We start from the raw sequence: 22641 nt of genomic DNA, 5'->3' as shown, positions 1-22641 counted from the left end.
ACTATAATGCAGAGGGCAAATCAAAGATGGCTGCGTTCGACCTCAATCGCCTGAACCGTATCACCGACTGGATGCAACGCTACGTCGATGAGCGGAAATATGCGGGCAGTTCCTTACTGGTAAAACACGAAGGGACCGAGTTGTTTTTCCACGCCTGCGGTCAAAGAAACGTCGAAAACGATCTACCGTTTCAGCGCGATACGATCGCACGCATCTACTCGATGACTAAGCCGGTGACCACGGTAGCACTTATGATGTTGGCCGAGCGCGGGTTATTTCACCTTGACGCACAACTATCGGATTTCCTTCCGGAATTTCGAAACATGCAGGCTCTGATCCCAGGGGCGGAACGATTGGACCAGACCGAGGATGCTCCGACACCGACGCTGCATCAGTTGCTGACCCATACGAGCGGTCTCAGCTATCCGTTCAATCCCGGAGTTCTGCCCAGGGCGATGGATGAGCAGGACCTGATGTTTAAACCAAATCAGGGCCTTCTTGCTGACCGTGTGGTCGATCTGGCGAACCTTCCGCTGGCATTTCAACCCGGCGCTCGCTGGGAATACTCCGTCGGCATAGATGTTCTGGGCCGCGTGATCGAGGTGGTCACGGGTCAGTCGCTGGATCAGTTCTTCGCGCAGGAAATTTTCGAACCGCTGGGGATGCAGGAAACCGGATTCCGGGTGCCACCTGGGGCAGGGGATCGATTTGCCTCGCTCTACACGCCATTGGCCGGGGACGCGATGGCGCTGAACTCTGCCGAAGCCGGCAGCGAAACCCTGCGGCTTGTTGATCAGGCCGGAGAATCGCCATTTGAACACACCACTACATTCTCAGGCGGTGGTGGTCTTGTCGGGACAATCGACGACTATTCCCTGTTTGCCGAGATGTTGCGGAACCGAGGGCTGGGTAACGGACAATACCTGCTGGGCCCAAAAACCGTGGACTATATGCTGCGCAACCACTTACCGGGCGATATTGCCTCGATGGGACCGCAGAGCTTTGCTGAACAACCCATGGAAGGCACCGGGTTCGGGCTGGGTGGCTCGGTGGTGCTGAACCCAGGTCGAACCCGGGTGCCGGGCTCTGTTGGCGATTTCAGCTGGGGCGGCATGGCCTCGACCTTTTTCTGGATTGATCGGGTGAATGATTTGACAACGGTCTTCTTCACGCAGCTGTCGCCGTCCAGTTCATACCCGTCGCGGGCTGAGTTGAAAGCGGTTGTCCTTGGGGCAATGATTGAATGATCATTCCGGCGCTGATACCCAAGCCCGAGACGACCAACCGGAGACCCCAGTATGACCGAAGCAGAACGCATCCTTCTGGACCTTTTGAACATCGAAAGGCTTGAGGTCGACCTGTTTCGCGGCACGGGATCAGGCGGCGAGACTCCAACCCGCATTTTCGGTGGTCAGGTTATTGCCCAAGCTCTGGCGGCCGCTTATCAAACCGTAGAAGATCGGTTGTGCCATTCTCTGCACGCCTATTTCATTCGCGCCGGCGACCCATCCATTCCCGTTATATATCAAGTTGATAGAGCACGGGATGGGGGCTCCATGACAACACGGCGCGTGGTCGCGATCCAACACGGCAAGCAAATCCTAAACATGTCGGCCTCTTTTCATGTTCAGGACGAAGGGTGGAACCACCAACATGACATGCCGCAGACCGAGGCCCCGGAGAACTACCTAGAACGATCAGAATTGCGGCAACGTTACGTGGATCTGGTTCCTGAAAAACTGCGCGGAGAGCTGTTGCGTGAACGGCCAATCCAGGTGCGTGAAGTGAACCATCTGAATCCCTTCAGTCCCGAAAAATCAGACGATCACAATCAGATCTGGTTCCGCATGGGCGCTGCCGCTGGCGCCGATCCGGTAACCCAGCATCTTCTTTTGGCTTACGCGTCAGACATGTACCTGATGACATCAGGATTGCGGCCGCATGGGCTGAGTTTGTTCAGTAGTGAGGTCAATTTTGCCAGCCTGGATCATGCGTTGTGGTTCCACGAGCCGGTTCACTTTGAAAACTGGCATCTTTATGCGATGGAATCGCCCTGGAGCGGGCAGGGACGCAACTTCAACCGCGGCTCGATTTTCGCACAGGACGGCACCCTGGTCGCGTCGGTCGCACAGGAAGGTCTTATGCGGAAAGCGCGCAAGTAGCCTTAGCTGTCTTCGGTAAATTGCTGATTTAGCTTACGCATCCCGCCAAGCCAACGGTCATAATCTCCGGTTTTGTGGCGGATGTAGTCCAAAACCTGAGGATGTGGCAGCACCAGAAACTGCTCGGACCTGATGGCCTCGACGCAGGCTTGCGCCACGTCTTCAGGTTCCAACATGCCATCAATCGACGCGACCGAAACCTCGTGTCCACGCGTCATCTCGGACCGTACGGCCTGCGGACACAGGACCGACACGCGCAAACCTTTGTGCCCGTAGGTCAAGGACAACCACTCGGCAAACCCGACCGCTGCATGCTTCGTCACACAGTATGGCGCTGCGCCGGGCTGGTTCAGTAATCCCGCAGCGGAAGCCGTGATCATGATGTAACCTTTGCCACGCGCAATCATACGCGGCACGAGGTGCCGCGCGGTCCAGACGTGGGACATGACATTGATCTTCCAGGTCCGGTCCCAATCATCGTCAGGAACTTCCGGGCCACCAAGCGTCAGAATGCCAGCATTGGCACAGAACAAATCAATCGGGCCAATGGTATCCTCAACAGTCTCGATCATCATCCTGATGTCAGCTTCTTGCGAAACATCGCAAACCAATGCGTGGCCGCCAATTTCCTCAGCCACACGCTGAACGCCATCGGCGTCGATATCAGAACAAACGACAACGGCACCGTCGCGGGCAAAACGTTCAGCCAGTCCTTTGCCGATACCCTGAGCGGCTCCGGTGACAATCACAGTTTTTCCGCTCAGTTCCATATCACAACCCCAAACGTTGGTTCGGGTTCACACCGTAACTTGTTAGACTTGTTGTGCAATCAGGTATTTGGGCATTATGGTTTTTAACCATAATACCAATTACACGATATCCTCAATAGAATGCCTGTAGCCCAGTCTGCGCCCGCCCCAAGATCAGCGCGTGAACGTCATGCGTGCCTTCATAGGTGTTCACGGTCTCAAGATTGACCATGTGTCGAATGACGTGGAACTCCAACGAGATGCCGTTGCCCCCGTGCATATCGCGCGCCATCCGCGCAATATCCAGCGCCTTGCCGCAGTTGTTGCGTTTGACGATCGAGATCATCTCGGGCGCGGCTTCGGCCTGATCCATCAGGCGACCGACCCGCAAGCTCGCTTGCAGCGCCAAGGCGATTTCTGTCTGCATGTCCGCCAGCTTGCGTTGAAACAGCTGTGTCTGTGCCAATGGTCGATTGAACTGCTTCCGATCCAAGCCGTATTGCCGTGCGGCGTGCCAACAGCTTTCGGCAGCCCCCATGACACCCCAACTGATACCGTAACGCGCGCGGTTCAGACAGCCGAACGGTCCCTTGAGGCCCTGAACATTCGGCAGCAACGCGCTTTCATCGACCTCAACACGATCCAGGACGATTTCGCCGGTGATCGAGGCGCGCAGGCTCAGTTTGTTCTGAATTTTCGGGGCACTCAGACCTTTTAGCCCCTTATCAAGAACAAAACCGCGGATCTTGCCGTCATGAGCATCGGACTTGGCCCAGACAACAAACACATCCGCAATCGGCGCGTTGGAAATCCACATCTTGCTGCCGGTTAGACGATAGCCACCGTCAATCTTCTCGGCCTTAGTCTTCATGCCGGCCGGGTCCGAGCCTGCATTAGCCTCGGTCAGACCGAAACAGCCGATCCATTCACCACTGGCCAGTTTCGGCAGATATTTCCGGCGCTGTTCTTCACTGCCATAGGCATAGATCGGGTACATCACCAGAGAGCTTTGCACCGACATCATCGAGCGGTATCCGGAATCCACACGCTCGACCTCGCGCGCAACCAGACCGTAGGAGACGTACCCTGCCCCAAGGCCACCGTATTCCTCAGGAATCGTGGTGCCCAACAGGCCCATTTCGCCCATCTCGCGGAATATCTCGGGGTCGGTTTCCTCGTTTTGAAACGCCTCAGTCACCCGTGGCTGCAGCTTTTCCTGCGCGTAAGCCTGCGCGCTGGCCGCAATCATCCGTTCGTCTTCGTTCAGTTGATCGGACAGACGAAACGGATCATCCCACGCGAACTTGCCCATGTCGGGCGCATCTTTGGCACGCAATGCGGGCTTGGTGTCTGGGGCGTTCATAGTGCTTCTCCGCTCAGTCAGCTTCGACGCAACCTAACCCGGCCCCTCGTCAAAAGACAGTAAGAGTTTCGCATCCGACCATGAGCAAAACTCATACCCCTGCCCCGGTTTCTACCCCAGTGCATATCCTGCGCCGCGCACCGTACGCACCGGGTCTTCGCCGCCATGTTGAGTCAGTGCTTTGCGCAGACGTCCGATATGAACGTCAACCGTGCGCGTATCTACATAGATATCACGGCCCCAGACCCGATCCAGCAATTGCTCACGGCTCCAGACACGGCCCGGCTTTTCCATGAAAGTGCTCAGCAGGCGGAACTCGGTCGGACCCAGTTTCAAAGGTTTGCTGTTACGGCTGACCTTGTGCGTTTCGGAATCCAAAACGATGTCGTCAAATTCCAGCCGCAGACCAACAGTTGCCGGGCGCACGCGGCGCAGCTGAGTACGCACCCGCGCCATCAGTTCAACCACCGAATACGGCTTGATCACATAGTCATCTGCACCGGTTTCCAGACCACGCACCTTGTCGACCTCTTCGGTGCGGGCCGACAGCATGATGATCGGGATCGACCGCGTTTCTGGGCGGGATTTCAGGCGGCGGCAAACCTCGATCCCGCTGAGGTTGGGCATCATCCAGTCCAGCACGATGATGTCCGGGTGCTCCTCGTCGACCAACAGCATGGCTTCGTCGCCGCTGGCGGCCTTGGACACGCGAAAACCTTCGGCTTCGAGGTTATAGGCCAGCACTTCACGCTGCGCCGGTTCATCTTCAACGACCAGAACGGTGGGCTGATCCGCAGACATTTGTCAGATCTCCTGAGGGGTATGCGAAGTTACATCAGCTTTCGGGCGCGCCTCGGTCGGGCGTTCCCCGGTCACGAGATAGACAACCTGTTCGGCAATTGCGGTCACGTGGTCACCCATGCGTTCGATGTTTTTGGCAATGAAATGCAGGTGCATACAGGACGAGATGTTGCGCGGGTCCTCAGCCATGAAGGTCAGGAATTCGCGGAACAGGCCATTGTACATCTGATCCACTTCTTCGTCGCGGTTGATGACATCAGTCGCCAATTCGGCATCGCGTTGAATGTAGGCGTCCAGCGCATCGCGTAGCATCCGTTCAACCTCACGCGCCATGCGACGCAGGGCGGCGGCGCTGCCGTTGATTTCGCCCGCATTGACCAAAACCGTAGTCCGCTTGGCGATGTTCTTGGCGTAATCGCCGATCCGTTCGAGGTTGCCGGACACTTTCAGGACAGACAAAACCAGGCGCAGATCACTGGCGGTCGGTGCGCGCAATGCGATCAGACGAGCGGTTTCTTCGTCGATCAGCTCTTCCAGCGCGTCGATGGCCTTGTCACCCTGACGGACCTGCTGTGCCAGTTCCTCGTCGCGGGATTCCAGTGAACGTGCGGCGCTCATGATGGCGGCTTCGACCAGCCCGCCCATCTTCATGATATGGGCCTGAATGGCTTCGAGATCGCGGTCGAAAGCGGATGCTATATGTTGTTCGCTCATGATTCAGTACCTGTTGTCAGCCGATCCGGCCGGTGATGTAGCTTTCGGTGCGGGGGTCTTCGGGGTTGGTGAAGATCTGACCCGTCTCGCCAAATTCGACGAGATTCCCAAGGTGGAAGAATGCCGTCTTCTGGCTCACCCGCGCGGCCTGCTGCATCGAGTGTGTCACGATCACCACCGAATAGCGCGAGCGCAGTTCGTCGATCAGCTCTTCGACCTGAGCGGTCGCAATCGGGTCCAGCGCCGAGCATGGTTCGTCCATCAACAGAACTTCGGGTTCAGTCGCAACTGCACGGGCGATGCACAGGCGTTGTTGCTGACCACCAGACAGGCCGGTGCCGGGTGCATCCAGACGGTCTTTGACCTCATCCCAGATCGCGCCGCGACGCAGGGATTTCTCAACGATGTCATCAAGTTCCGCCTTGTTTTTGGCAAGGCCGTGGATGCGTGGGCCGTAGGCCACGTTGTCATAGATCGACTTTGGGAAAGGGTTCGGTTTCTGGAACACCATGCCCACCTTGGCGCGCAGTTGCACCGGATCGACGCGCTTGTCATATATATCTTCGCCGTCCAGCAGGATGTCACCTTCAACACGGCAGATATCGATCGTGTCGTTCATCCGGTTCAGGCAGCGCAGAAAGGTGGACTTGCCGCAACCTGACGGGCCGATGAATGCTGTAACAGTCTTGTCTTCGATCTGAACATCAACGTCTTTGATGGCGTGGGTGTCACCGTAATAGACCTGAACCTTGTTCGCGGCGATCTTGATAGCTTTGGAGTCCACGGTTCTCTCCACTCGTGTCATGTCGTTCATATTAAGCCCCTTTACCAGCGGCGTTCAAAGCGGCGGCGCAGGATGACCGCGATGGTGTTCATTGTCACGAGGAAGATCAACAGGATGATGATGCCCCCCCATGCGCGTTCGTAGAAAGCCGGATCGGCGCGTTTGGACCATTCGTAAATCTGCGCCGGCATGGCCGAGTTCGGAGACAGGAAACCCGCAACAACGCCATCCGGCGGGTTCGAGGCAATAAAGCCTACCATGCCGATCAATAGCAGCGGCGCTGTTTCCCCCAGCGCCTGCGCCAGACCGATGATAGTGCCGGTCAGGATACCGGGCGCGGCCAGTGGCAGAACGTGGTGAAACACCGCCTGCATTTTCGAGGCCCCTACCCCAAGTGCCGCGTCACGGATCGACGGCGGTACCGCCTTCAGCGACGCTCGGGTCGAAATGATGATCGTCGGCAAGGTCATCAGCGTGAGCACCAGACCACCCACCAGCGGCGCCGAGGTCGGCAAGTGCATATAGTTGATGAACACGGCCAGACCCAGGATACCGAACACGATCGACGGAACAGCAGCCAGGTTTGAGATGTTGACTTCGATAATATCTGTAAGGCGGTTTTGCGGCGCGAATTCCTCAAGATAGATCGAGGCCGCAACGCCAATGGGTAGAGCCAGCGCCAGTACTACGAACATCATGAAAAGCGAGCCCAGCATCGAGACACCGATCCCAGCTGCCTCGGGCCGTTGGTCAGAGGCATCCGCGCCAAAAATGAAGTCCGGGTTGAAGGCCTTGTACAGGACACCGGCGTCTCGCAATTGATCCACGAAATCCAGCTGCTCGACTGAGATGCTCTTGTCATTGGCAATCGACTCGCGGGTGACGCGACCCTTCATGTAGCCATCTACACGGCTGTTGACCAAAAAGCGGAAGCTGACCGTTTTGCCGATCTCGTCGGGGTTGGCGATCACATAGTTCCGCAACTCGGCCTGAGCGGCTTTGGACAGGATCTTGCCCATCGCCTTGGGTTTCAGGTCGGTCTGAATGCCCAACTCCTGGACTTCGCTTTCCAAAGCCGAGGCAATGAGTGGCGCATAACCGAAGGTCGAGACCTTCTTGATGTCTTCGATATTACGGTTGCCCTTCTTGTCCAGCTTTTCTTCTTTCAGTTCGACGTTCAGTTCAAGAAAGCTCTGTTGGAACGCACCTGTACCGGCGGTGACGATGTTGGTCACCAGAACGACCAGCATCAGCAGACCGATACCGATAGCGGCGATGCCGTACAGTTTGAACCTGCCTTCGGCTGCGTTGCGGCGTTTGGTGCGCAAGTCCTTTTCGAACAGCGACCCGCCCTTCGGCTTCGCAGCAGGAGCAGCGCCAGGGTTTTGGGAAATATCTGTCATTCGTACTGCTCCCGGTATTTGCGTACGATGTAGAGGGCAAAGATGTTCAGCCCCAGCGTAATGATGAACAGGGTCAGACCCAGGGCAAAGGCCACCAGCGTTTCAGGGCTGGCGAAATCGGTGTCGCCGGTCAGCTGACTGACGATCCGGGTGGTGATGGTGGTCATCGCCTCGAACGGGTTACCCGAGAATTTGGCGATTGCACCAGCGGCCATCACCACGATCATGGTTTCACCGATGGCGCGGCTTGCTGCCAGCAGGATCGCCCCCACGATGCCCGGCAGCGCGGCAGGCAGAACCACCTGTCGCACCGTTTCGGATTTGGTTGCGCCCAACCCAAGCGAGCCATCGCGCATCGACTGCGGCACAGCGTTGATGATGTCGTCCGATAGCGACGATACAAACGGGATCAGCATGATTCCCATGACCAGACCGGCCGTCAGAACCGCATTGGAACTGGCCATCCAGCCAACGCCCAGCATACCGCCCTCACCAAACATCGATACCAGCGCCGGACCCACGGTCAGCAGCGCGAACAGACCATAAACAATGGTCGGAATACCTGCGAGAATTTCCAGCAATGGCTTGGCAATGGATCGGGTCGCGCCTGTCGCATACTCAGACAGATAAATCGCAGCGAACAGGCCAATCGGCACGGCCACAAGCAGTGCGATCAGCGAAATATACAGTGTCCCCCAAAGCAGAGGCAGGATTGAAAGCTCGCTGCCTCCGCGAAAGTTCGGAGCCCAGGTGCTGCCGAAGAAGAAGTCCTTCCACGAGTGCAGCTGGAAGAAGTTCATCGTCTCGAACAGCATCGACAGCACGATGCCGACTGTGGTCAGGATGGCGATTGACGCTGCCAGCAGCAAAAGCGCCAGAACGCCCTGCTCGACCACGTTTCGCGCGCGGAACTCCTTGTGCGTCCGCACATAGGCAAAAGCTGCGCCCAACAGGGCCAACGCCAATACGACTACCTGCATCGCAACCGACCCGGTCCCGGTCATGCTGCGGTATTTCTGAGCCGCAACCAGAATGGGTTGGGTGATATCCTGCGTCAGAACCTGACCCGCGTCCTTCAGAGCCGACGTCAGCGCGTCAATATCCGCGTTCGCATCCTGTGCCTGGGTCTCGGTCAATGCTCCGGTGGCCACGGCGCCGTTCAAGCCATTAGAAACGCGGCGTACTTCGCTCATGATCAGGCCGCGATCCGATCCTTCGGGAACCGCCTGATCGGGAATGAGACCGGATACGGTACTGTTCACGATCATCGGCTGCACCAGAAGCCAGACAATCAGTACGCCCAACGCCGGAACCAAGGCCGTCATGGCGACGTTATAGCCATAGTAGGACGGTAGAGAGTGCAATTCGCGGGCATCACCTCCCGCGCTTGCCAGGGCACGGGACCGACCCGTGAAATATCCGATCACTGCCAGCGCAAGCAGGATAAGCAAAAGCCAGGATAACGCCATGATAACTCCGTGGGGATGGCAGAGATGGAGTCAAAAAGAACCGGGGCGCGCATAAAACGCCCCGGTCACATTCGGATGGGTGATTAGGAACCGCCGCCCAGAACGGCTTCGTTGGCAACAGCGTCCTGAACCTTTGCCAATTCCGGATCGGAGACCAGACCGTATTCGGCCAGCGGGCCGTCAGGACCTGCGATCTCGTCAGCGACGAAGAACTCAGCATATTCTTTCAGGCCGGGGATCACGCCGATATGGGCTTTCTTGACGTAGAAGAACAGCGGGCGCGAAACCGGGTATTCGCCGGTCGCGATCGACTCGGTCGAGGGTACAACGCCGGACATGGTCGCAACCTGCAGCTTGTCGGTGTTGTTTTCGTAGAACGCCAGACCGAAGACGCCGATGCCGTCCTTGTTGCTGTCGATGCGGGCCAGAGTCTCTGTGTAATCGCCGTCGATGTCGACCGAAACGCCGTCAGTACGCAGAGCGATACAGGCTTTCTCAGCCGCTTTCTTGTCGTCGCCGTTGGCAGCCTTGTAGACATCGAAGTCACCCAGATGCTCACAGCCGGCCAGTATCACCTTGTCTTCGAACACTTCGCGAGTGCCGTGCTTGGTCCCCGGGATGAACGCCGCGATCGGCTGCGCCGGGAAGTCCGGGTTCACGTCGGCCCAGGTTTTGTTCGGGTTGTCGACCAGCTGGCCGTCAACAACGATCTGCGCGGACAGGGCTTTGTACCAGTCTTCCGGCGTGAACTCGAACGAGTTGCCGTTGATGTCTGATGCAAAAACGATGCCGTCATAACCGATCTGAACTTCGATGATATCGGTGACGCCGTTGTCGGCACAGGCTTTAATCTCTTTTTCACGGATCTGGCGCGATGCGTTGGCAACGTCGATGGTGTTTTCACCAACCCCTTCACAGAAACGCTTCAGGCCTGCCGAGGAACCACCCGATTCAACAACCGGCGTCGGGAAGTCAAAGTTCTCACCGAAGGCTTCTGCAACGATCGAGGCGTAGGGTAGGACGGTCGAGGAACCGGCAACCTGAACCTGATCACGAGCAGCGGCGGCAGTGGCCGAGACAGCAGCGATAGCAAGAGCCGAAGCCGACAGTTTTACAAAGGACATCTCAGTCTCCTTGAGAAAGTAGTTTGTGATCACCCCCATGATGATCTTGCAGGCACCTCTAAGGTCTGCGCGTAAGCCTTTTGTGACAGGTTTGTAACAGCTATATGACAGTCCACAGAATTTCTTACCGAACCGACGCAATGCAGACATGCATCTTTCACATAGGTAAACGAAGCCGCTCTGACGGCTTTGAAACTTCGAAGTCACCGTGGAAGAATTACGGTGAACGTCGCCCCTTTGCCCAGTTCGCTTTCCACCCTAAGCCGCCCGCGATGGCGGTTGATAATGTGTTTCACGATGGCAAGGCCCAGCCCCGTCCCTCCCAGTTGCCGCGATCTGTGACTGTCGGCGCGATAGAATCTTTCGGTCAGACGCGGCAGATGAACCGCATCAATGCCCGGCCCCTTGTCGATCACCTGAACCCGGACCGCGGGGCCCCGCATGGCGGAATCGCGCTCGGATGGAAGCACGCGTATTTCCACACTCCCGCCGCTGCCACCGTATTTGATGCCGTTTTCGATCAGGTTTGTGAACACCTGACGCAGTTGGTCGTTGTCCCCTATAAGAGAGACGGGTTCGTCTGGCGCCATCAGCGTCAACTGCACGTCCGCATCCTCGGCCAGTGGACGCAGCGAGTTCAGCGTGGATTGCAACAGGCCCGTCAGTTCAAGCTGCTCTTTCGGTCGTACTCTCTCTTCGCTTTCGACGCGATTCAGGGACAGCAAATCCCCAACCAGCCGGTTCATCCGGTTGGCCTCATCGGCCATGATCTGCAGGAAACGATCGCGGGCTGCGGCATCGTCATGGGCCGGACCACGCAGCGTTTCGATGAATCCCATCAAAGCGGTCAGAGGTGTGCGCAACTCATGGCTGACATTGGCGACAAAATCCCGGCGCATCTGGCTGGCCTGATCGACATGCGTGACATCCTGAAAAATTGCCAGCAAAGCCCCGCCGGACACCGCGCCAACACCGGTCATATAGCGGCATTCGACCTCGAAGGTGGTGTCCTGCGCGCCATCATTGGACAAGTGGCGCGTCTTAGTGGGACCTTTGGTGCGCAGGCCCTGCTCTATCGCGTCAATAACCTGAGGTTGCCGCAGGATCGTCGCGAAATGCCGACCGACGATATTCTGTGTTAGCAGGGTCTTAGCATCGGCATTCGCGGCAATAATTCGCTCGGTCTGGTCGACCATCAAGGCAGGCATCGGAATGGCTGCGACAAATTCGGCGAGCAGGTCGTGAGACATATCCTCGATCTTTCCGGGCGTTTCAGGACACGGGCTTCATCTCATCACGGAACCGGCGCATGTTCTGCTGATAATGCAGTGCACTGAGGGTGATTTTCTGCGCCGCTGCCTCATCCAGTTGTCGCACGACCTTGCCGGGCGTACCCATTACAAGCGAATTGTCGGGGATTTCCTTGCCCTCGGTGATTAAGGCCCCTGCCCCAATCAGGCAGTTCTTTCCAATCCTGGCCCCGTTCAGAACAATGGCCCCCATCCCGATCAGAGTGTTTTCCCCGATCGTACAGCCATGCAACATCACCTTGTGCCCAATAGTGCAGTTCTTGCCGATGGTCAGCGGGAACCCGGCGTCGATATGCATGATGCAGTCTTCCTGCACATTGCTGCCTGCGCCGACGCGAATTTCTTCGTGGTCGGCGCGGATGGTACAGCCGAACCAGACCGAGGCACCCTGCTCCAGCACGACCTTGCCGATCAGGTTGGCGTCGGGTGCAACCCAGGTGTCCTCGTGGATTTGCGGTGTGTGTTCACCCAAAGCGTAGATGGTCATGACAACCCCTCGAACTCATTTTGCAGGGTGCGCACGTGGTTTTGCAGTTTCGGTTGCTGAATGCGGCGCATCCGTTCGGCGCTGACGATAGTTTTCAGCTTTTCTTCGGTCGCATCCAGATCGTCATTAACCAGAACATAGTCGTAATAGCCCCAGTGGCTGATCTCGTCCCAGCTTTTCAGCATCCGCTTGGCGATTACGTCCTCGCTGTCCTGCCCGCGCGTTTCCAGCCGGCGGCGCAGCTCGGGGATCGAGGGCGGCAGGATAAAGATCGACAGCGCGTGCTTACCCAGATCCGAGTTTCGGATTTGCACCTCGCCCTGCCAGTCGACGTCAAACAGTACATCCCGGCCGGAATTGATCGATTCCCGAACTGGACCGGCAGGAGAACCATAGAAGTTACCGAAAACGTGCGCGTGTTCCAGCATCTGCCCATCGGCAACCTGCTGTTTGAACTCATCCTCGGACAGGAAGTAGTACTCGCGCCCGTGCTCCTCGCCTGGACGAGGCGCACGCGTTGTGGCCGAGACCGAAAACTCCAGACCTTCGTCCCAGGCCATCAGCCGACGAGCCAGCGTGGATTTTCCTGCGCCCGAAGGCGAAGACAGGATGATAAGTAGGCCGCGGCGATCTGCCATTTCACTCGTTCCCATAGTCATTCAACATTCTGCACTTGTTCGCGCATCTGGTCTATTATCGCCTTCAACTCAAGCCCTACCGAGGTCAAATCGGCGCTTTGCGCTTTCGAACACAAAGTGTTGGCCTCGCGGTTGAACTCCTGCATCAGGAAATCCAGCTTGCGCCCGACGGCTGCGTCCTGTGATAACAAGTTCCGCGCGGCCAGGACGTGCGCTTTCAGGCGGTCGATCTCCTCGGTGATATCCGATTTCACTGCAAGCAGCGCCAATTCCTGCGCCACCCGGTCCGGGTCGGCGCCCTGCGCATTAGCCAACACGCGCGCCAGGTTTTCCCGCAGCGCCTCGGCTGTTTTGTCCTTGCGCTGCTCGGCGAGTTCCGCCGCCTGCTCGGTCAGGTGAGAAACCTGCGACAACTGCCCGTCAACTATGTCGGCCAGCGCCTTGCCCTCCGTCTGGCGCATGTCGACAAAGGCAGCCAAAAGCGCGGAAAATTCCTTGGTCAGGTGCTCGACCAGCGGCGCGGGGTCATCGATCTCACTGCCTGCCTCCAACATGCCCTTGATGCCGATCAGGTCAGCTGCCGTCGACGGCGCCAGCGTGACACCGCCGGCGGCTGCCATCTCCTGCGTGCGGGCCAGTGCGGTCAACGCGGCGGCCATGGCCGTTTCGTTCAGGGCAAGATCGGGCGCAGTTTCTTCGCGGCTTAGCTTCAGCGACAGGGTGACGTTGCCCCGGCTCAACGCTTGCGAGATTTGCGCGCGCAGGGCGGATTCGAGCCCGATCAGCCAATCGGGTACGCGCAGGCGCATATCCAGCCCCTTGCCGTTCACACTGCGCAGTTCCCACGTCCAGCTATGGGGGCCAAAAGCCCCCTTGCCCGAGGCGAAACCGGTCATTGATCTGATCATGCCTGCCCTTTCCGTCGCTGCTCTTTTTTGCTTGCTTGCCGCACCTAAAGCCATCGGCAGGCACAGAGCAAGAGTTTGCTCACTGTAAGCCGTTCTCCAGAAGTTAACCATTCGTTAAAGAATTCCTCCAAAATTGACTTAACCCGTGTCAATCTGACCTGACCTGAGCTGGAGGCTGGTCGGCAAAAATAGTCCCGGTATCTGGCATTTTAGGAAAATGACGGTCAATCGACGCTAGGGTGATGAAAGTGAAAACCTTTTTCGGAAACGGCTCCGGGTCAAGTTTTGGAAAGATCGTCGCAATGGATCGTTTTGACAGCGGGCGCAGCCTCTCGCCCATCCGACAGGTCGAAGCGTATTGGACCGCGTTGCTGACAGGTGACGGCGTGCCCCGGCGTTCGCAGATCGATCCGCGTGGTCTTGAGAACGTTCTGGAATACACGTTCATTCTTGAACGCATCGCGCCTGGGCTTGCCCGGTTTCGTCTGGCCGGTAGCCATCTGAACAAACTGGCGGGCATGGAAGTCCGCGGCATGCCCCTAACTGCGTTTTTCGAACCCAACGCCCGCGACCAGATCTCTGACGTTCTGGAACAGGTCTTCGCCCGGCCCGCGATTGCCGAGCTTGGTCTTGTGTCCGCTGGCAGGCTGGGGCGGACTCAATTGCAGGCCCGAATGATCCTGTTGCCGCTGAAAAGCGATCTCGGTGATGTCAGCCGCGTGCTGGGTGTGTTGGTCAGCGACGGCACAATCGGCGCAACGCCGCGCCGGTTCACCACTCCGGACACCCGCGTTCGGGCGGTATCCGACGTGCAGGCGCCGCTGCGACAGGTGGAACGCGAACTTGCCGGATTCGCCGAAAATCAGGATGCGTTCAAACGCCCCGGGTCACATCTGCGATTGGTTTCGTCCCGCGACGACTGATCCCAACGAAAAAGGCGGACCGAATGGCCCGCCTTTCTTGTTTCATAAGGCCCGAACCTTAGCTGGCCGCGCGTTTGTTGCCATTGCGGCGCAGATTGGTCAGCTCCTCGGCGACAAGGAAGGCCAGTTCTAGCGATTGCGACGCGTTCAGACGCGGATCGCAAGCGGTGTGGTAACGGTCCGAGAGGTCCTCTTCGGTCACAGCCCGCACGCCGCCGGTGCATTCGGTGACGTCCAGACCGGTCATCTCGAAATGCACGCCGCCGGGGATGGTGCCCTCGGCCTGGTGCACGCCAAAGAAGTCGCGCACCTCGCGCAGCACGGAATCGAACGGACGGGTTTTATAGCCGGTCGCCGACTTGATCGTGTTGCCATGCATCGGGTCACAGACCCAGGTCACCTTGGCGCCTTCTTCCTTGACGGCCTGAATCAGACGCGGCAGGTGCTCACCCGCTTTGCCCGCACCAAAGCGCGCAATCAGGGTCAGGCGACCTTCTTCGTTCTCAGGGTTCAGTTTGGACATCAGAACCTTGAGGTCTTCGGCTGTGGTCGTCGGACCACATTTCAAACCAATCGGGTTCAGCACGCCGCGGCAGAACTCAACATGTGCACCGTCCGGCTGACGTGTGCGGTCGCCGATCCAGATCATGTGACCAGAACCAGCCAGCCAGTTGCCCGACGTCGAATCAAGACGGGTCAACGCCTCTTCATATTCCAACAGCAGGCTTTCGTGGCTGGTATAGAACTCAACGGTTGAAAATTCATGCGTGGTGTCCGCCGTGATCCCGGCAGCGTTCATGAAATCGATCGTGTCCTGAATACGGTCAGCGATTTCCGAATATTTGCTGACATCCTGTTCGTCGGTGAAACCCAACGTCCAAGAATGCACCATGCTCATATCCGCGAAACCACCGGTCGAGAACGCGCGCAGCAGATTCAGCGTTGCGGCGGCCTGTGTGTAGGCCTGAAGCATTTTGCCGGGATTCGGAATGCGCGCCTCGGGCGTAAAGGCCAGTTCGTTGATGATGTCACCGCGATAGCTGGGCAGTTCCACACCTCCAACAACCTCAGTCGGCGCACTGCGCGGCTTTGCAAACTGCCCCGCCATACGACCAACTTTTACCACCGGCACCTTGGCGCCGTAGGTCAACACCATTGCCATCTGCAGCATCACCTTGAAGGTGTCACGGATAGCGTCCGCACTGAACTGTTCAAAGCTTTCAGCACAATCCCCGCCCTGCAACAGGAAAGCCTCGCCGCGACCGGCGGCACCCAGATGTTGCTTGAGGCGCCGTGCTTCGCCAGCAAAGACCAGCGGGGGATACTGTGAAAGCTGGGCCTCGACCTTGGCCAAAGCGGCCTCGTCGGTATAGTCTGGCATCTGAACCCGGGGCTTATTGCGCCAGTTCGTTTTTTGCCATTCGGTCATAGCTTTGATCTCCGCTGAAGTAGTCAGGTCGTCTCTATACAAAATGCATTGAAGACTGACCATATCCGATTTGGGCCTCTTGACGCGGGAAACAAGCTTTGATCATGGTGGCTGCCAAATCTGTCGCCGGACGTAACGTCATAAAGCGCCGAATCAAGGACACCTCGCCATGCAAGAGCAACGCCAAGTTGTCACGGTGGAAGACACTGCGGCTAACCCCCGCAATTTCGTATTTGTCCTGCTGGACAAATTCTCGCTGCTGTCATTCGCTTCGGCGTTGGACAGCTTGCGGATTGCCAACCGTATGGCGGACAAGACGCTGTATACATGGACCCTGATGGGCGAAGGTGGCGAAACGATCAATTGTTCGGCTGGTACGACATTCGAGTTAGACGCGGACCTGATCGAACTACAGCGCGATGATGTCGTGTTGATCTGCGGCGGCGTTGACGTTCAGGCGGCGACCACCAAAAGGGTGTTGAACTGGGTGCGACGCGAGGCACGCCGGGGCCTGCGCATAGGTGGCCTGTGCACTGCAGCTTACACGCTGGCCAAGGCCGGGCTTCTGGACGGCAAGCGCGCCACGATCCACTGGGAAAACGCCGACAGTTTTGTTGAGGAGTTTGACGAGGTCGAACTGACCAAGTCTGTCTTTATCCTCGATGCGAACCGGATGACCACAGCGGGTGGCACCTCGTCCATTGACCTGATGTTGAAGATAATCGCCGACGATTATAGCGAAGATCTTGCCAATGCCGTGGCGGATCAGATGATTTACTCCTCGATCCGCACCGATCAGGACACCCAGCGCCTGTCGACTCCGACGCGCATTGGGGTGCGTCACCCAAAGCTGAGCCAAGTCATCCTGATGATGGAAAAAAACATCGAAGAGCCGATTTCGCCTTCGATTCTGGCGAAGGATGTCGGCATGTCGACCCGGCAACTTGAGCGCCTGTTCCGTCGCTACCTAAGCCGCTCGCCCAAGCGCTATTACATGGAATTGCGCCTGCACAAGGCCCGCAACCTGCTGATGCAGACCGACATGAGTGTGATCAACGTGGCGCTGGCCTGCGGATTCGCCAGCCCGTCGCATTTCTCGAAATGCTACCGGGCGCATTACAACACGACGCCCTATCGCGAGCGTGGCGCGCAGGGTGATCGCTTGTCTGTTTAGATTTTTAGAACATGCCGAATATGACTTCGGAATTAGTGTTAATTGCAAAATGAAGAACAGCCAGGCCGTCTTCTCTCTCGTGTAAAAAAGCGTAAACGTATATGTTGCTGCCTTTGCCATTCCAGTAAGCGCGCATTTCTTGCCAATATCCGTTTTCAAGTTCTACGCGCTTAACGACATCAGCATTTGTCAAATAATACGGAATCACTTCACGGAGTTGATTGTTAACAGTTCTTACCTCTTGGGGTACGATCTGGGCCTCGCTGCCTAACCGGTTAACAAATTCGGAAAAATCTCGGTTTTTCATCTTTGCGTCAACAAACGACGCATAATCTTCGTAAGAAGCGAACAGGTCGCCCGCAATCACCGGAGCCGCGCATACGCTCAGAAACGCTGAAAGGAAAATTCGGAACATTTTACACCTTAGAATTGATGCCTTCTACGCTCCTTAGAACTAAGGTGTCATCCTGTAAACCGCCCCCTGCCCGACAGAAACAAACCAGATCGCCCCATCCGAAGCTTCTACGATATCCCGTACACGTTCGGTCTCCGAGCCCTTGATCTGCTCGACCTCGCGCAGCGGTGAACCCGCCAGCCGCGCGATATAGTCGAATTTCAGCGAACCGACAAAGATGTCTCCCTTCCACTCCGGCCAGAGTTTGCCCGAATAAACCAGCAGCCCCGAGGGCGCGATGGAAGGGTCCCAATAATGCGCGGGCTGCTCCATGCCCGGTTTCTCAGTGCCCTCTCCGATTTTTTCACCGGAATAGTGCACACCGTACGAGATCACCGGCCAGCCATAATTGAGGCCGGGCCGGACCAGATTGACCTCATCCCCGCCCCTTGCCCCATGTTCGGAAACCCATAGCTGCCCACGTGAGTCAAGACCGGCCCCCTGCGGATTGCGGTGGCCAAAGGACCAGACCTCAGGCCGCGCACCATCTTCCTGAACAAAGGGGTTGTCTGCAGGCACCGATCCGTCGCGGTTCACGCGGATGACGGTACCATTGAAGTTGGACCTATCCTGCGCCTTGGGCCGCTCACCCCGGTCACCGATCGTGACAAACAGGGTTCCGTCCTCGGCCTCGACTACGCGCGAGCCATAGTGCCGACCGGACGATCCTCCCGGTACAGCCTCGAAGATCACGCGCAGGTTGGTCAGTTGGTCGCCTGCATCTGACAAACGGGCCACCGCAAGAGCGGTTCCGGCACCGCCTCGTTGTGGCTTCGAAAACGTCAGGAAAATCTCTCGGGTTTGATTGAAATCACGGGCGACGGTCACGTCCAGTAACCCACCCTGCCCTTTGGCCAGTACTTTGGGCACACCGGAAACGCGCTGAATATTGCCGTCCTTGACGTGTAACAGTTCTCCGTCCCGTTCGGTCACCAGAAACCCGCCATCCGGCAAAAGCCCAACTGCCCATGGCGTGTCCAAACCGCCCACCATTTCAGTAACTTCGACAGCGCCTTGTGAAGTTTGCAGCCTGTCGGCCCATGCGAAGCTGGTCCACGCCAGCATCAAGATTGCGGTTGTCCGGATCATCCTGGTCCTCCGTCGTTTCCTGCGCCAGCAGCGCCCTTTCACCCATCAGATCAAATAGGGTTCCCAGCCGCAAAGACACTTTTTCGTTAGGACTTTTCTTTTCCGAACAGCTTGCCTAGGGTCGTGCTCAGAATGAAGACCACTTCAGGGAGTAACCTCATGAAAAAGCTGCTTACTGCAACTGCAGCAACCGCTCTGCTGGCCGGCACCGCCATGGCCGAAGACGTCAAACTGGGCATTATGTTCGGTTTCACCGGCCCGATTGAATCGCTGTCGCCTGCAATGGCGTCAGGCGCCGAGTTGGCAATGAAAGAAGTTTCGGAATCGGGCAAACTGCTGGACGGATCGACCGTAACCCCGGTGCGCGCCGACACAGGCTGCGCCGACAACGCACTGGCCACTGCCAACGCCGAACGTCTGGTTGCCGAAGGCATCAATGGTCTGGTCGGCGGTGACTGCTCGGGCGTGACCGGCGCGATCCTGCAAAACGTCGCTTTGCCGAACGGCATGGTGATGATCTCGCCGTCGGCTACCTCGCCCGGCCTGTCGGTGATGGAGGACAATGATCTGTTCTTCCGTACCTCGCCGTCGGACGCGCGCGAAGGTGAAATCATGGCAGACATCCTGAAAGAGCGTGGTGTAAACTCGATCGCTCTGACCTACACCAACAACGATTACGGCAAGGGTCTGTCCGAGGCGATCAAATCCTCGTTCGAGGCGCTGGGCGGAGAAGTGACCATCGTGGCTGCGCACGAAGACGGCAAGGCCGACTACTCGGCCGAAGTTGGCGCGCTGGCGTCGGCAGGCGGCGACATACTGGTTGTGGCCGGTTACCTGGACCAGGGCGGTCTGGGGATCATCCAATCCTCGCTGGACAGCGGCGCGTTCGACACGTTTGGCCTGCCGGGCGGGATGATCGGTGACTCGCTGCCTGAAAACGTCGGCCCGGATCTGAATGGATCCTATGGTCAGGCGCCGGGCTCGAAAAGCGAAGCCGCGGATTCGTTCTTTGCAATGGCCGAGGGCGAAGGTTTTGACGGCTCATCGATCTTTGTTCCTGAATCCTATGACGCCGCAGCCCTGTTCCTGCTGGCCATGCAGGCTGCAGGTTCCAGCAATCCCGCGGATTACGGCAGCAAGATCATGGATGTCGCCAACGAACCGGGTGAGAAAATCTATCCGGGTGAACTGGCCAAAGGTCTGGAACTGCTCGCTGCCGGTCAGGAGATCGACTATGTCGGTGCGTCAGGCGTTGAACTGATCGGCCCCGGTGAAAGCGCCGGTGCGTATCGTGAGATCGAAGTTATCGACGGTGAGATGAAGACGGTCAACTACCGTTAATCCATCATCTGACAAGAAAAAACAGAATAGCCCGGGCCTTGTGTCCGGGCTTTTTCAGTGACAAAAGTCTGCACCTCTGTTTTCGGGGATAAGACAAGGGAAAACCATGATCGTCGTTGAGGACGTGCACAAGCATTTTAGCGGTTTCCACGCCGTAGACGGAGCATCGCTTGAGATCGAAAAGGGCTCGATTACTGGCCTGATCGGACCGAACGGAGCAGGAAAGACTACCCTGTTCAACGTGATTGCGGGCGTTCTGCTTCCGACCAGCGGGAAAGTCATCATGGACGGAGAGGACATCACCGGCCTGCCCCCGCATGAGCTGTTTCACAAGGGCCTGCTGCGCACGTTCCAGATCGCGCATGAGTTTTCCTCGATGACCTGCCGCGAGAACCTGATGATGGTGCCGGGTGCGCAATCGGGTGAATCGCTTTGGAACACATGGTTTGGCCGCAAGCGCATCGCCGACGAGGAACGCGCCCTGCGCGCCAAGGCTGACGAGGTTCTTGAGTTCCTGACCATCGAACACCTGGCCGACCACAAGGCGGGTCAGGTGTCGGGCGGGCAGAAGAAGCTGCTGGAACTGGGCCGCACCATGATGGTCGACGCCAAGATCGTGTTTCTGGACGAGGTCGGCGCGGGCGTGAATCGTACCCTGCTGATGACCATTGCCGACACGATCCTACGCCTGAACAAGGAACGCGGCTATACCTTCGTGGTCATCGAACATGACATGGATTTCATCGGCAAGATCTGTGACCCGGTCATCTGCATGGCCGAGGGCAAGGTTCTGGCCGAGGGAACTTTGGACGAGATCAAGGCCAATGAGCACGTGATCGAGGCCTATCTGGGCACCGGGCTAAAGAACAAAGACAAGCTGGAGGCCCAAACATGACCGCTGGCATGAGCGACAATCCCTATCAGGATGACAAAGGCAACAAAGACGCCTCAATCACCAATACCCGTGGTGTCGGCACCATGACGCCTGCCCATCGAACAAGTGGTGCAACACACAAGGTCGAAGGCGGCCCTTTTCTGATCGGCGACACTATGACCGGCGGCTATGGCAAAGGGCCTGACATCCTGCACGACTGCACCATCGCCGTGGACAAGGGCGAGATCGCGGTCATCGTCGGCCCCAACGGCGCCGGTAAATCCACCGCAATGAAGGCCGTGTTCGGAATGCTGGACGTCCGCGCCGGTTCCGTGCGGCTGGATGGAGAGGATATCACCAAACTCTCGCCACAAGATCGCGTGATCAAGGGCATGGGTTTCGTGCCGCAGACCTCAAACATCTTTACGTCCATGACGGTCGAGGAAAACCTCGAAATGGGGGCCTTCATCCGCCGCGATGATTTTTCCGGGACGATGGAGCAGGTCTATGACCTCTTCCCCATACTGCGTGACAAGCGCAATCAGCCAGCCGGAGAGCTGTCTGGCGGTCAACGCCAACAGGTCGCCGTCGGCCGCGCCCTGATGACTCAGCCCAAGGTGCTGATGCTGGATGAACCGACCGCCGGTGTCTCGCCCATCGTGATGGATGAGCTGTTCGACCGGATCATCGAAGTTTCGCGCACCGGGCTGCCGATCCTGATGGTCGAACAAAACGCCCGCCAAGCGCTGGAGATCGCGGACAAGGGTTATGTGCTGGTTCAGGGGCGGAATGCGTATTCCGGCACGGGCAAGGAACTGTTGGCTGATCCAGAGGTTCGGAAGAGTTTCTTGGGGGGGTGAGGATGCGAAAAGTGGCTATTTTCCTGATATCACTTGTATTGTCTCCGTGCGTTTCGAGTGCGGAAGGCGGGCTGAAAGACTTCTACTCCGAGAAACTGCGCCCAAAACTGTTGAAAGCGGGCGCAATCGAACTCCATTGCGAAATGCCAACCAAATGCCTAGACGATTTCTGCGAAGCGGTAAGCATTGAAGGTGAGTTTGTAGTCTACGCGACCGCACTAGACCAACGGCTTAACGAGGTTTCATCAAGCGAAATTGTTGCCTCAACCGCGTTGCTTTTCTTGGACGGAAGTCTTTACGATCTCGAAGGTGGAGGGAATAAGGACCATTTCTGGGGTATTGGAGCTTCCGGCGAAGTCTCTGAGTGGCGATCATCGTTTGTTGTCTCGCTTAATGGCGGGCCAGCATCGCTGACAACTCAGAATGTCAGAACTTTCCTTACAACAACCCACTTTGGCAATTGTATGGTCATCAAATAATGAACTTCCCCAACGCCCTTGTAACGCTCTCCAACTTCGTGCTTGTTCCCGCAATCATCTAACGTCGACCGTTCTTCAGGATTGAGGCCAAACTGTGATTGCGTTT

General features: G+C 57.4%; 23 protein-coding genes. 8 read left to right on the top strand and 15 right to left on the bottom strand.

The features are described from left to right. Positions 1-26 precede the first annotated feature (26 nt). Both ACR0IM_RS02535 and ACR0IM_RS02530 read left to right on the top strand, forming a co-directional pair. Complete coding sequence (locus tag ACR0IM_RS02535; RefSeq protein WP_480680725.1) at positions 27-1247, top strand: serine hydrolase domain-containing protein; 1221 nt, start codon at positions 27-29, stop codon at positions 1245-1247. Positions 1248-1298: 51 nt separating this feature from the next. Continuing rightward, positions 1299-2162: an acyl-CoA thioesterase gene (locus ACR0IM_RS02530; protein WP_480680724.1), complete on the top strand. Its 864-nt coding sequence runs from the start codon at positions 1299-1301 to the stop codon at positions 2160-2162. 2 nt (positions 2163-2164) lie between these two features. Here the strand turns inward: ACR0IM_RS02530 and ACR0IM_RS02525 are convergent, their stop codons facing one another. The 12 genes from ACR0IM_RS02525 to ACR0IM_RS02470 all read right to left on the bottom strand — a co-directional run bounded on the left by ACR0IM_RS02525 (position 2165) and on the right by ACR0IM_RS02470 (position 13912). Then, positions 2165-2932 carry an SDR family oxidoreductase gene (locus ACR0IM_RS02525; RefSeq protein ID WP_480680723.1) on the bottom strand — a complete coding sequence of 256 codons (768 nt, stop codon included), beginning with the start codon at positions 2930-2932 and terminating at the stop codon, positions 2165-2167. 112 nt (positions 2933-3044) lie between these two features. Beyond that, positions 3045-4274 carry an acyl-CoA dehydrogenase gene (locus ACR0IM_RS02520; RefSeq protein WP_480680722.1) on the bottom strand — a complete coding sequence of 410 codons (1230 nt, stop codon included), beginning with the start codon at positions 4272-4274 and terminating at the stop codon, positions 3045-3047. 111 nt (positions 4275-4385) lie between these two features. Then, positions 4386-5075: a phosphate regulon transcriptional regulator PhoB gene (gene phoB, locus ACR0IM_RS02515; RefSeq protein ID WP_480591051.1), complete on the bottom strand. Its 690-nt coding sequence runs from the start codon at positions 5073-5075 to the stop codon at positions 4386-4388. 3 nt (positions 5076-5078) lie between these two features. Beyond that, a complete protein-coding gene (gene phoU, locus ACR0IM_RS02510) occupies positions 5079-5789 on the bottom strand; it encodes a phosphate signaling complex protein PhoU (protein WP_480591053.1) in 711 nt (236 codons plus the stop codon). A 16-nt stretch (positions 5790-5805) separates the two neighbouring features. Beyond that, positions 5806-6603 (bottom strand): phosphate ABC transporter ATP-binding protein PstB, encoded by a 798-nt coding sequence (pstB, locus tag ACR0IM_RS02505; protein WP_480591055.1) that lies wholly within the window; start codon positions 6601-6603, stop codon positions 5806-5808. A gap of 11 nt (positions 6604-6614) precedes the next feature. Further along, complete coding sequence (gene pstA, locus ACR0IM_RS02500; protein ID WP_480591057.1) at positions 6615-7976, bottom strand: phosphate ABC transporter permease PstA; 1362 nt, start codon at positions 7974-7976, stop codon at positions 6615-6617. Then, on the bottom strand, positions 7973-9445 hold the full coding sequence (pstC, locus tag ACR0IM_RS02495) for a phosphate ABC transporter permease subunit PstC (RefSeq protein WP_480591058.1): 1473 nt from the start codon (positions 9443-9445) through the stop codon (positions 7973-7975). The genes pstA and pstC overlap by 4 nt, the downstream gene beginning before the upstream one ends. 83 nt (positions 9446-9528) lie before the next feature. Continuing rightward, a complete protein-coding gene (locus ACR0IM_RS02490; protein ID WP_480680721.1) occupies positions 9529-10569 on the bottom strand; it encodes a substrate-binding domain-containing protein in 1041 nt (346 codons plus the stop codon). Positions 10570-10772: 203 nt separating this feature from the next. Then, positions 10773-11819 carry a sensor histidine kinase gene (locus tag ACR0IM_RS02485; RefSeq protein WP_480680720.1) on the bottom strand — a complete coding sequence of 349 codons (1047 nt, stop codon included), beginning with the start codon at positions 11817-11819 and terminating at the stop codon, positions 10773-10775. 22 nt (positions 11820-11841) lie between these two features. Then, positions 11842-12366, bottom strand: coding sequence for a gamma carbonic anhydrase family protein (locus ACR0IM_RS02480; RefSeq protein ID WP_480640382.1), 525 nt, complete (start codon positions 12364-12366; stop codon positions 11842-11844). After that, positions 12363-13004 carry a guanylate kinase gene (gene gmk / locus ACR0IM_RS02475; RefSeq protein WP_480591067.1) on the bottom strand — a complete coding sequence of 214 codons (642 nt, stop codon included), beginning with the start codon at positions 13002-13004 and terminating at the stop codon, positions 12363-12365. Before gmk ends, ACR0IM_RS02480 begins: the two co-directional genes overlap by 4 nt. 17 nt (positions 13005-13021) lie before the next feature. After that, positions 13022-13912 (bottom strand): YicC/YloC family endoribonuclease, encoded by an 891-nt coding sequence (locus ACR0IM_RS02470; RefSeq protein WP_480680719.1) that lies wholly within the window; start codon positions 13910-13912, stop codon positions 13022-13024. 302 nt (positions 13913-14214) lie between these two features. On the opposite strand from ACR0IM_RS02470, the gene ACR0IM_RS02465 reads away from it, so the two are divergent. Then, positions 14215-14835 carry a PAS domain-containing protein gene (locus ACR0IM_RS02465; protein ID WP_480680718.1) on the top strand — a complete coding sequence of 207 codons (621 nt, stop codon included), beginning with the start codon at positions 14215-14217 and terminating at the stop codon, positions 14833-14835. A gap of 58 nt (positions 14836-14893) precedes the next feature. Here the strand turns inward: ACR0IM_RS02465 and ACR0IM_RS02460 are convergent, their stop codons facing one another. Continuing rightward, positions 14894-16264 (bottom strand): class II 3-deoxy-7-phosphoheptulonate synthase, encoded by a 1371-nt coding sequence (locus ACR0IM_RS02460; RefSeq protein WP_480591072.1) that lies wholly within the window; start codon positions 16262-16264, stop codon positions 14894-14896. Between the two features lie 169 nt (positions 16265-16433). Here ACR0IM_RS02460 and ACR0IM_RS02455 point away from each other — a divergent pair, with 169 nt between their 5' ends. Then, positions 16434-17438, top strand: coding sequence for a GlxA family transcriptional regulator (locus tag ACR0IM_RS02455; RefSeq protein WP_480640379.1), 1005 nt, complete (start codon positions 16434-16436; stop codon positions 17436-17438). A 4-nt stretch (positions 17439-17442) separates the two neighbouring features. Here the strand turns inward: ACR0IM_RS02455 and ACR0IM_RS02450 are convergent, their stop codons facing one another. Both ACR0IM_RS02450 and ACR0IM_RS02445 read right to left on the bottom strand, forming a co-directional pair. Then, the gene (locus ACR0IM_RS02450) at positions 17443-17853 is read right to left on the bottom strand and encodes a hypothetical protein (protein WP_480640378.1); all 411 of its coding nucleotides are present in this window, start codon (positions 17851-17853) and stop codon (positions 17443-17445) included. Between the two features lie 39 nt (positions 17854-17892). Next, positions 17893-18981, bottom strand: coding sequence for a PQQ-dependent sugar dehydrogenase (locus ACR0IM_RS02445; RefSeq protein ID WP_480640377.1), 1089 nt, complete (start codon positions 18979-18981; stop codon positions 17893-17895). Positions 18982-19140: 159 nt separating this feature from the next. Between ACR0IM_RS02445 and ACR0IM_RS02440 the strand changes: the two genes are divergently transcribed. The 4 genes from ACR0IM_RS02440 (at position 19141) to ACR0IM_RS02425 (ending at position 22535) form a co-directional block, all read left to right on the top strand. After that, the gene (locus ACR0IM_RS02440) at positions 19141-20322 is read left to right on the top strand and encodes an ABC transporter substrate-binding protein (RefSeq protein WP_480640376.1); all 1182 of its coding nucleotides are present in this window, start codon (positions 19141-19143) and stop codon (positions 20320-20322) included. 106 nt (positions 20323-20428) lie between these two features. Beyond that, positions 20429-21217, top strand: a complete 789-nt coding sequence (locus ACR0IM_RS02435; RefSeq protein WP_480680716.1) for an ABC transporter ATP-binding protein — start codon at positions 20429-20431, stop codon at positions 21215-21217. Between the two features lie 8 nt (positions 21218-21225). Beyond that, positions 21226-22056, top strand: a complete 831-nt coding sequence (locus tag ACR0IM_RS02430) for an ABC transporter ATP-binding protein (protein WP_480589495.1) — start codon at positions 21226-21228, stop codon at positions 22054-22056. A gap of 11 nt (positions 22057-22067) precedes the next feature. Beyond that, positions 22068-22535, top strand: coding sequence for a hypothetical protein (locus ACR0IM_RS02425; RefSeq protein WP_480588860.1), 468 nt, complete (start codon positions 22068-22070; stop codon positions 22533-22535). The last annotated feature ends 106 nt before the right edge of the window (positions 22536-22641 follow it).

This window comes from Ruegeria sp. BF6 (assembly GCF_056538665.1).
Note: the sequence above shows the minus strand (reverse complement) of the source record. Positions and strands in the feature narration are given on the sequence as shown.

Excerpts from the sequence above, each read along its gene's own strand:
- ACR0IM_RS02535 (WP_480680725.1), top strand. The coding sequence starts at position 27 with ATGGCTGCGTTCGACCTCAATCGCCTGAACCGTATCACCGACTGGATG.
- ACR0IM_RS02530 (WP_480680724.1), top strand. The coding sequence starts at position 1,299 with ATGACCGAAGCAGAACGCATCCTTCTGGACCTTTTGAACATCGAAAGG.
- ACR0IM_RS02525 (WP_480680723.1), bottom strand. The coding sequence starts at position 2,932 with ATGGAACTGAGCGGAAAAACTGTGATTGTCACCGGAGCCGCTCAGGGT.
- ACR0IM_RS02520 (WP_480680722.1), bottom strand. The coding sequence starts at position 4,274 with ATGAACGCCCCAGACACCAAGCCCGCATTGCGTGCCAAAGATGCGCCC.
- phoB (WP_480591051.1), bottom strand. The coding sequence starts at position 5,075 with ATGTCTGCGGATCAGCCCACCGTTCTGGTCGTTGAAGATGAACCGGCG.
- phoU (WP_480591053.1), bottom strand. The coding sequence starts at position 5,789 with ATGAGCGAACAACATATAGCATCCGCTTTCGACCGCGATCTCGAAGCC.
- pstB (WP_480591055.1), bottom strand. The coding sequence starts at position 6,603 with ATGAACGACATGACACGAGTGGAGAGAACCGTGGACTCCAAAGCTATC.
- pstA (WP_480591057.1), bottom strand. The coding sequence starts at position 7,976 with ATGACAGATATTTCCCAAAACCCTGGCGCTGCTCCTGCTGCGAAGCCG.
- pstC (WP_480591058.1), bottom strand. The coding sequence starts at position 9,445 with ATGGCGTTATCCTGGCTTTTGCTTATCCTGCTTGCGCTGGCAGTGATC.
- ACR0IM_RS02490 (WP_480680721.1), bottom strand. The coding sequence starts at position 10,569 with ATGTCCTTTGTAAAACTGTCGGCTTCGGCTCTTGCTATCGCTGCTGTC.
- ACR0IM_RS02485 (WP_480680720.1), bottom strand. The coding sequence starts at position 11,819 with ATGTCTCACGACCTGCTCGCCGAATTTGTCGCAGCCATTCCGATGCCT.
- ACR0IM_RS02480 (WP_480640382.1), bottom strand. The coding sequence starts at position 12,366 with ATGACCATCTACGCTTTGGGTGAACACACACCGCAAATCCACGAGGAC.
- gmk (WP_480591067.1), bottom strand. The coding sequence starts at position 13,004 with ATGGCAGATCGCCGCGGCCTACTTATCATCCTGTCTTCGCCTTCGGGC.
- ACR0IM_RS02470 (WP_480680719.1), bottom strand. The coding sequence starts at position 13,912 with ATGATCAGATCAATGACCGGTTTCGCCTCGGGCAAGGGGGCTTTTGGC.
- ACR0IM_RS02465 (WP_480680718.1), top strand. The coding sequence starts at position 14,215 with ATGGATCGTTTTGACAGCGGGCGCAGCCTCTCGCCCATCCGACAGGTC.
- ACR0IM_RS02460 (WP_480591072.1), bottom strand. The coding sequence starts at position 16,264 with ATGACCGAATGGCAAAAAACGAACTGGCGCAATAAGCCCCGGGTTCAG.
- ACR0IM_RS02455 (WP_480640379.1), top strand. The coding sequence starts at position 16,434 with ATGCAAGAGCAACGCCAAGTTGTCACGGTGGAAGACACTGCGGCTAAC.
- ACR0IM_RS02450 (WP_480640378.1), bottom strand. The coding sequence starts at position 17,853 with ATGTTCCGAATTTTCCTTTCAGCGTTTCTGAGCGTATGCGCGGCTCCG.
- ACR0IM_RS02445 (WP_480640377.1), bottom strand. The coding sequence starts at position 18,981 with ATGATCCGGACAACCGCAATCTTGATGCTGGCGTGGACCAGCTTCGCA.
- ACR0IM_RS02440 (WP_480640376.1), top strand. The coding sequence starts at position 19,141 with ATGAAAAAGCTGCTTACTGCAACTGCAGCAACCGCTCTGCTGGCCGGC.
- ACR0IM_RS02435 (WP_480680716.1), top strand. The coding sequence starts at position 20,429 with ATGATCGTCGTTGAGGACGTGCACAAGCATTTTAGCGGTTTCCACGCC.
- ACR0IM_RS02430 (WP_480589495.1), top strand. The coding sequence starts at position 21,226 with ATGAGCGACAATCCCTATCAGGATGACAAAGGCAACAAAGACGCCTCA.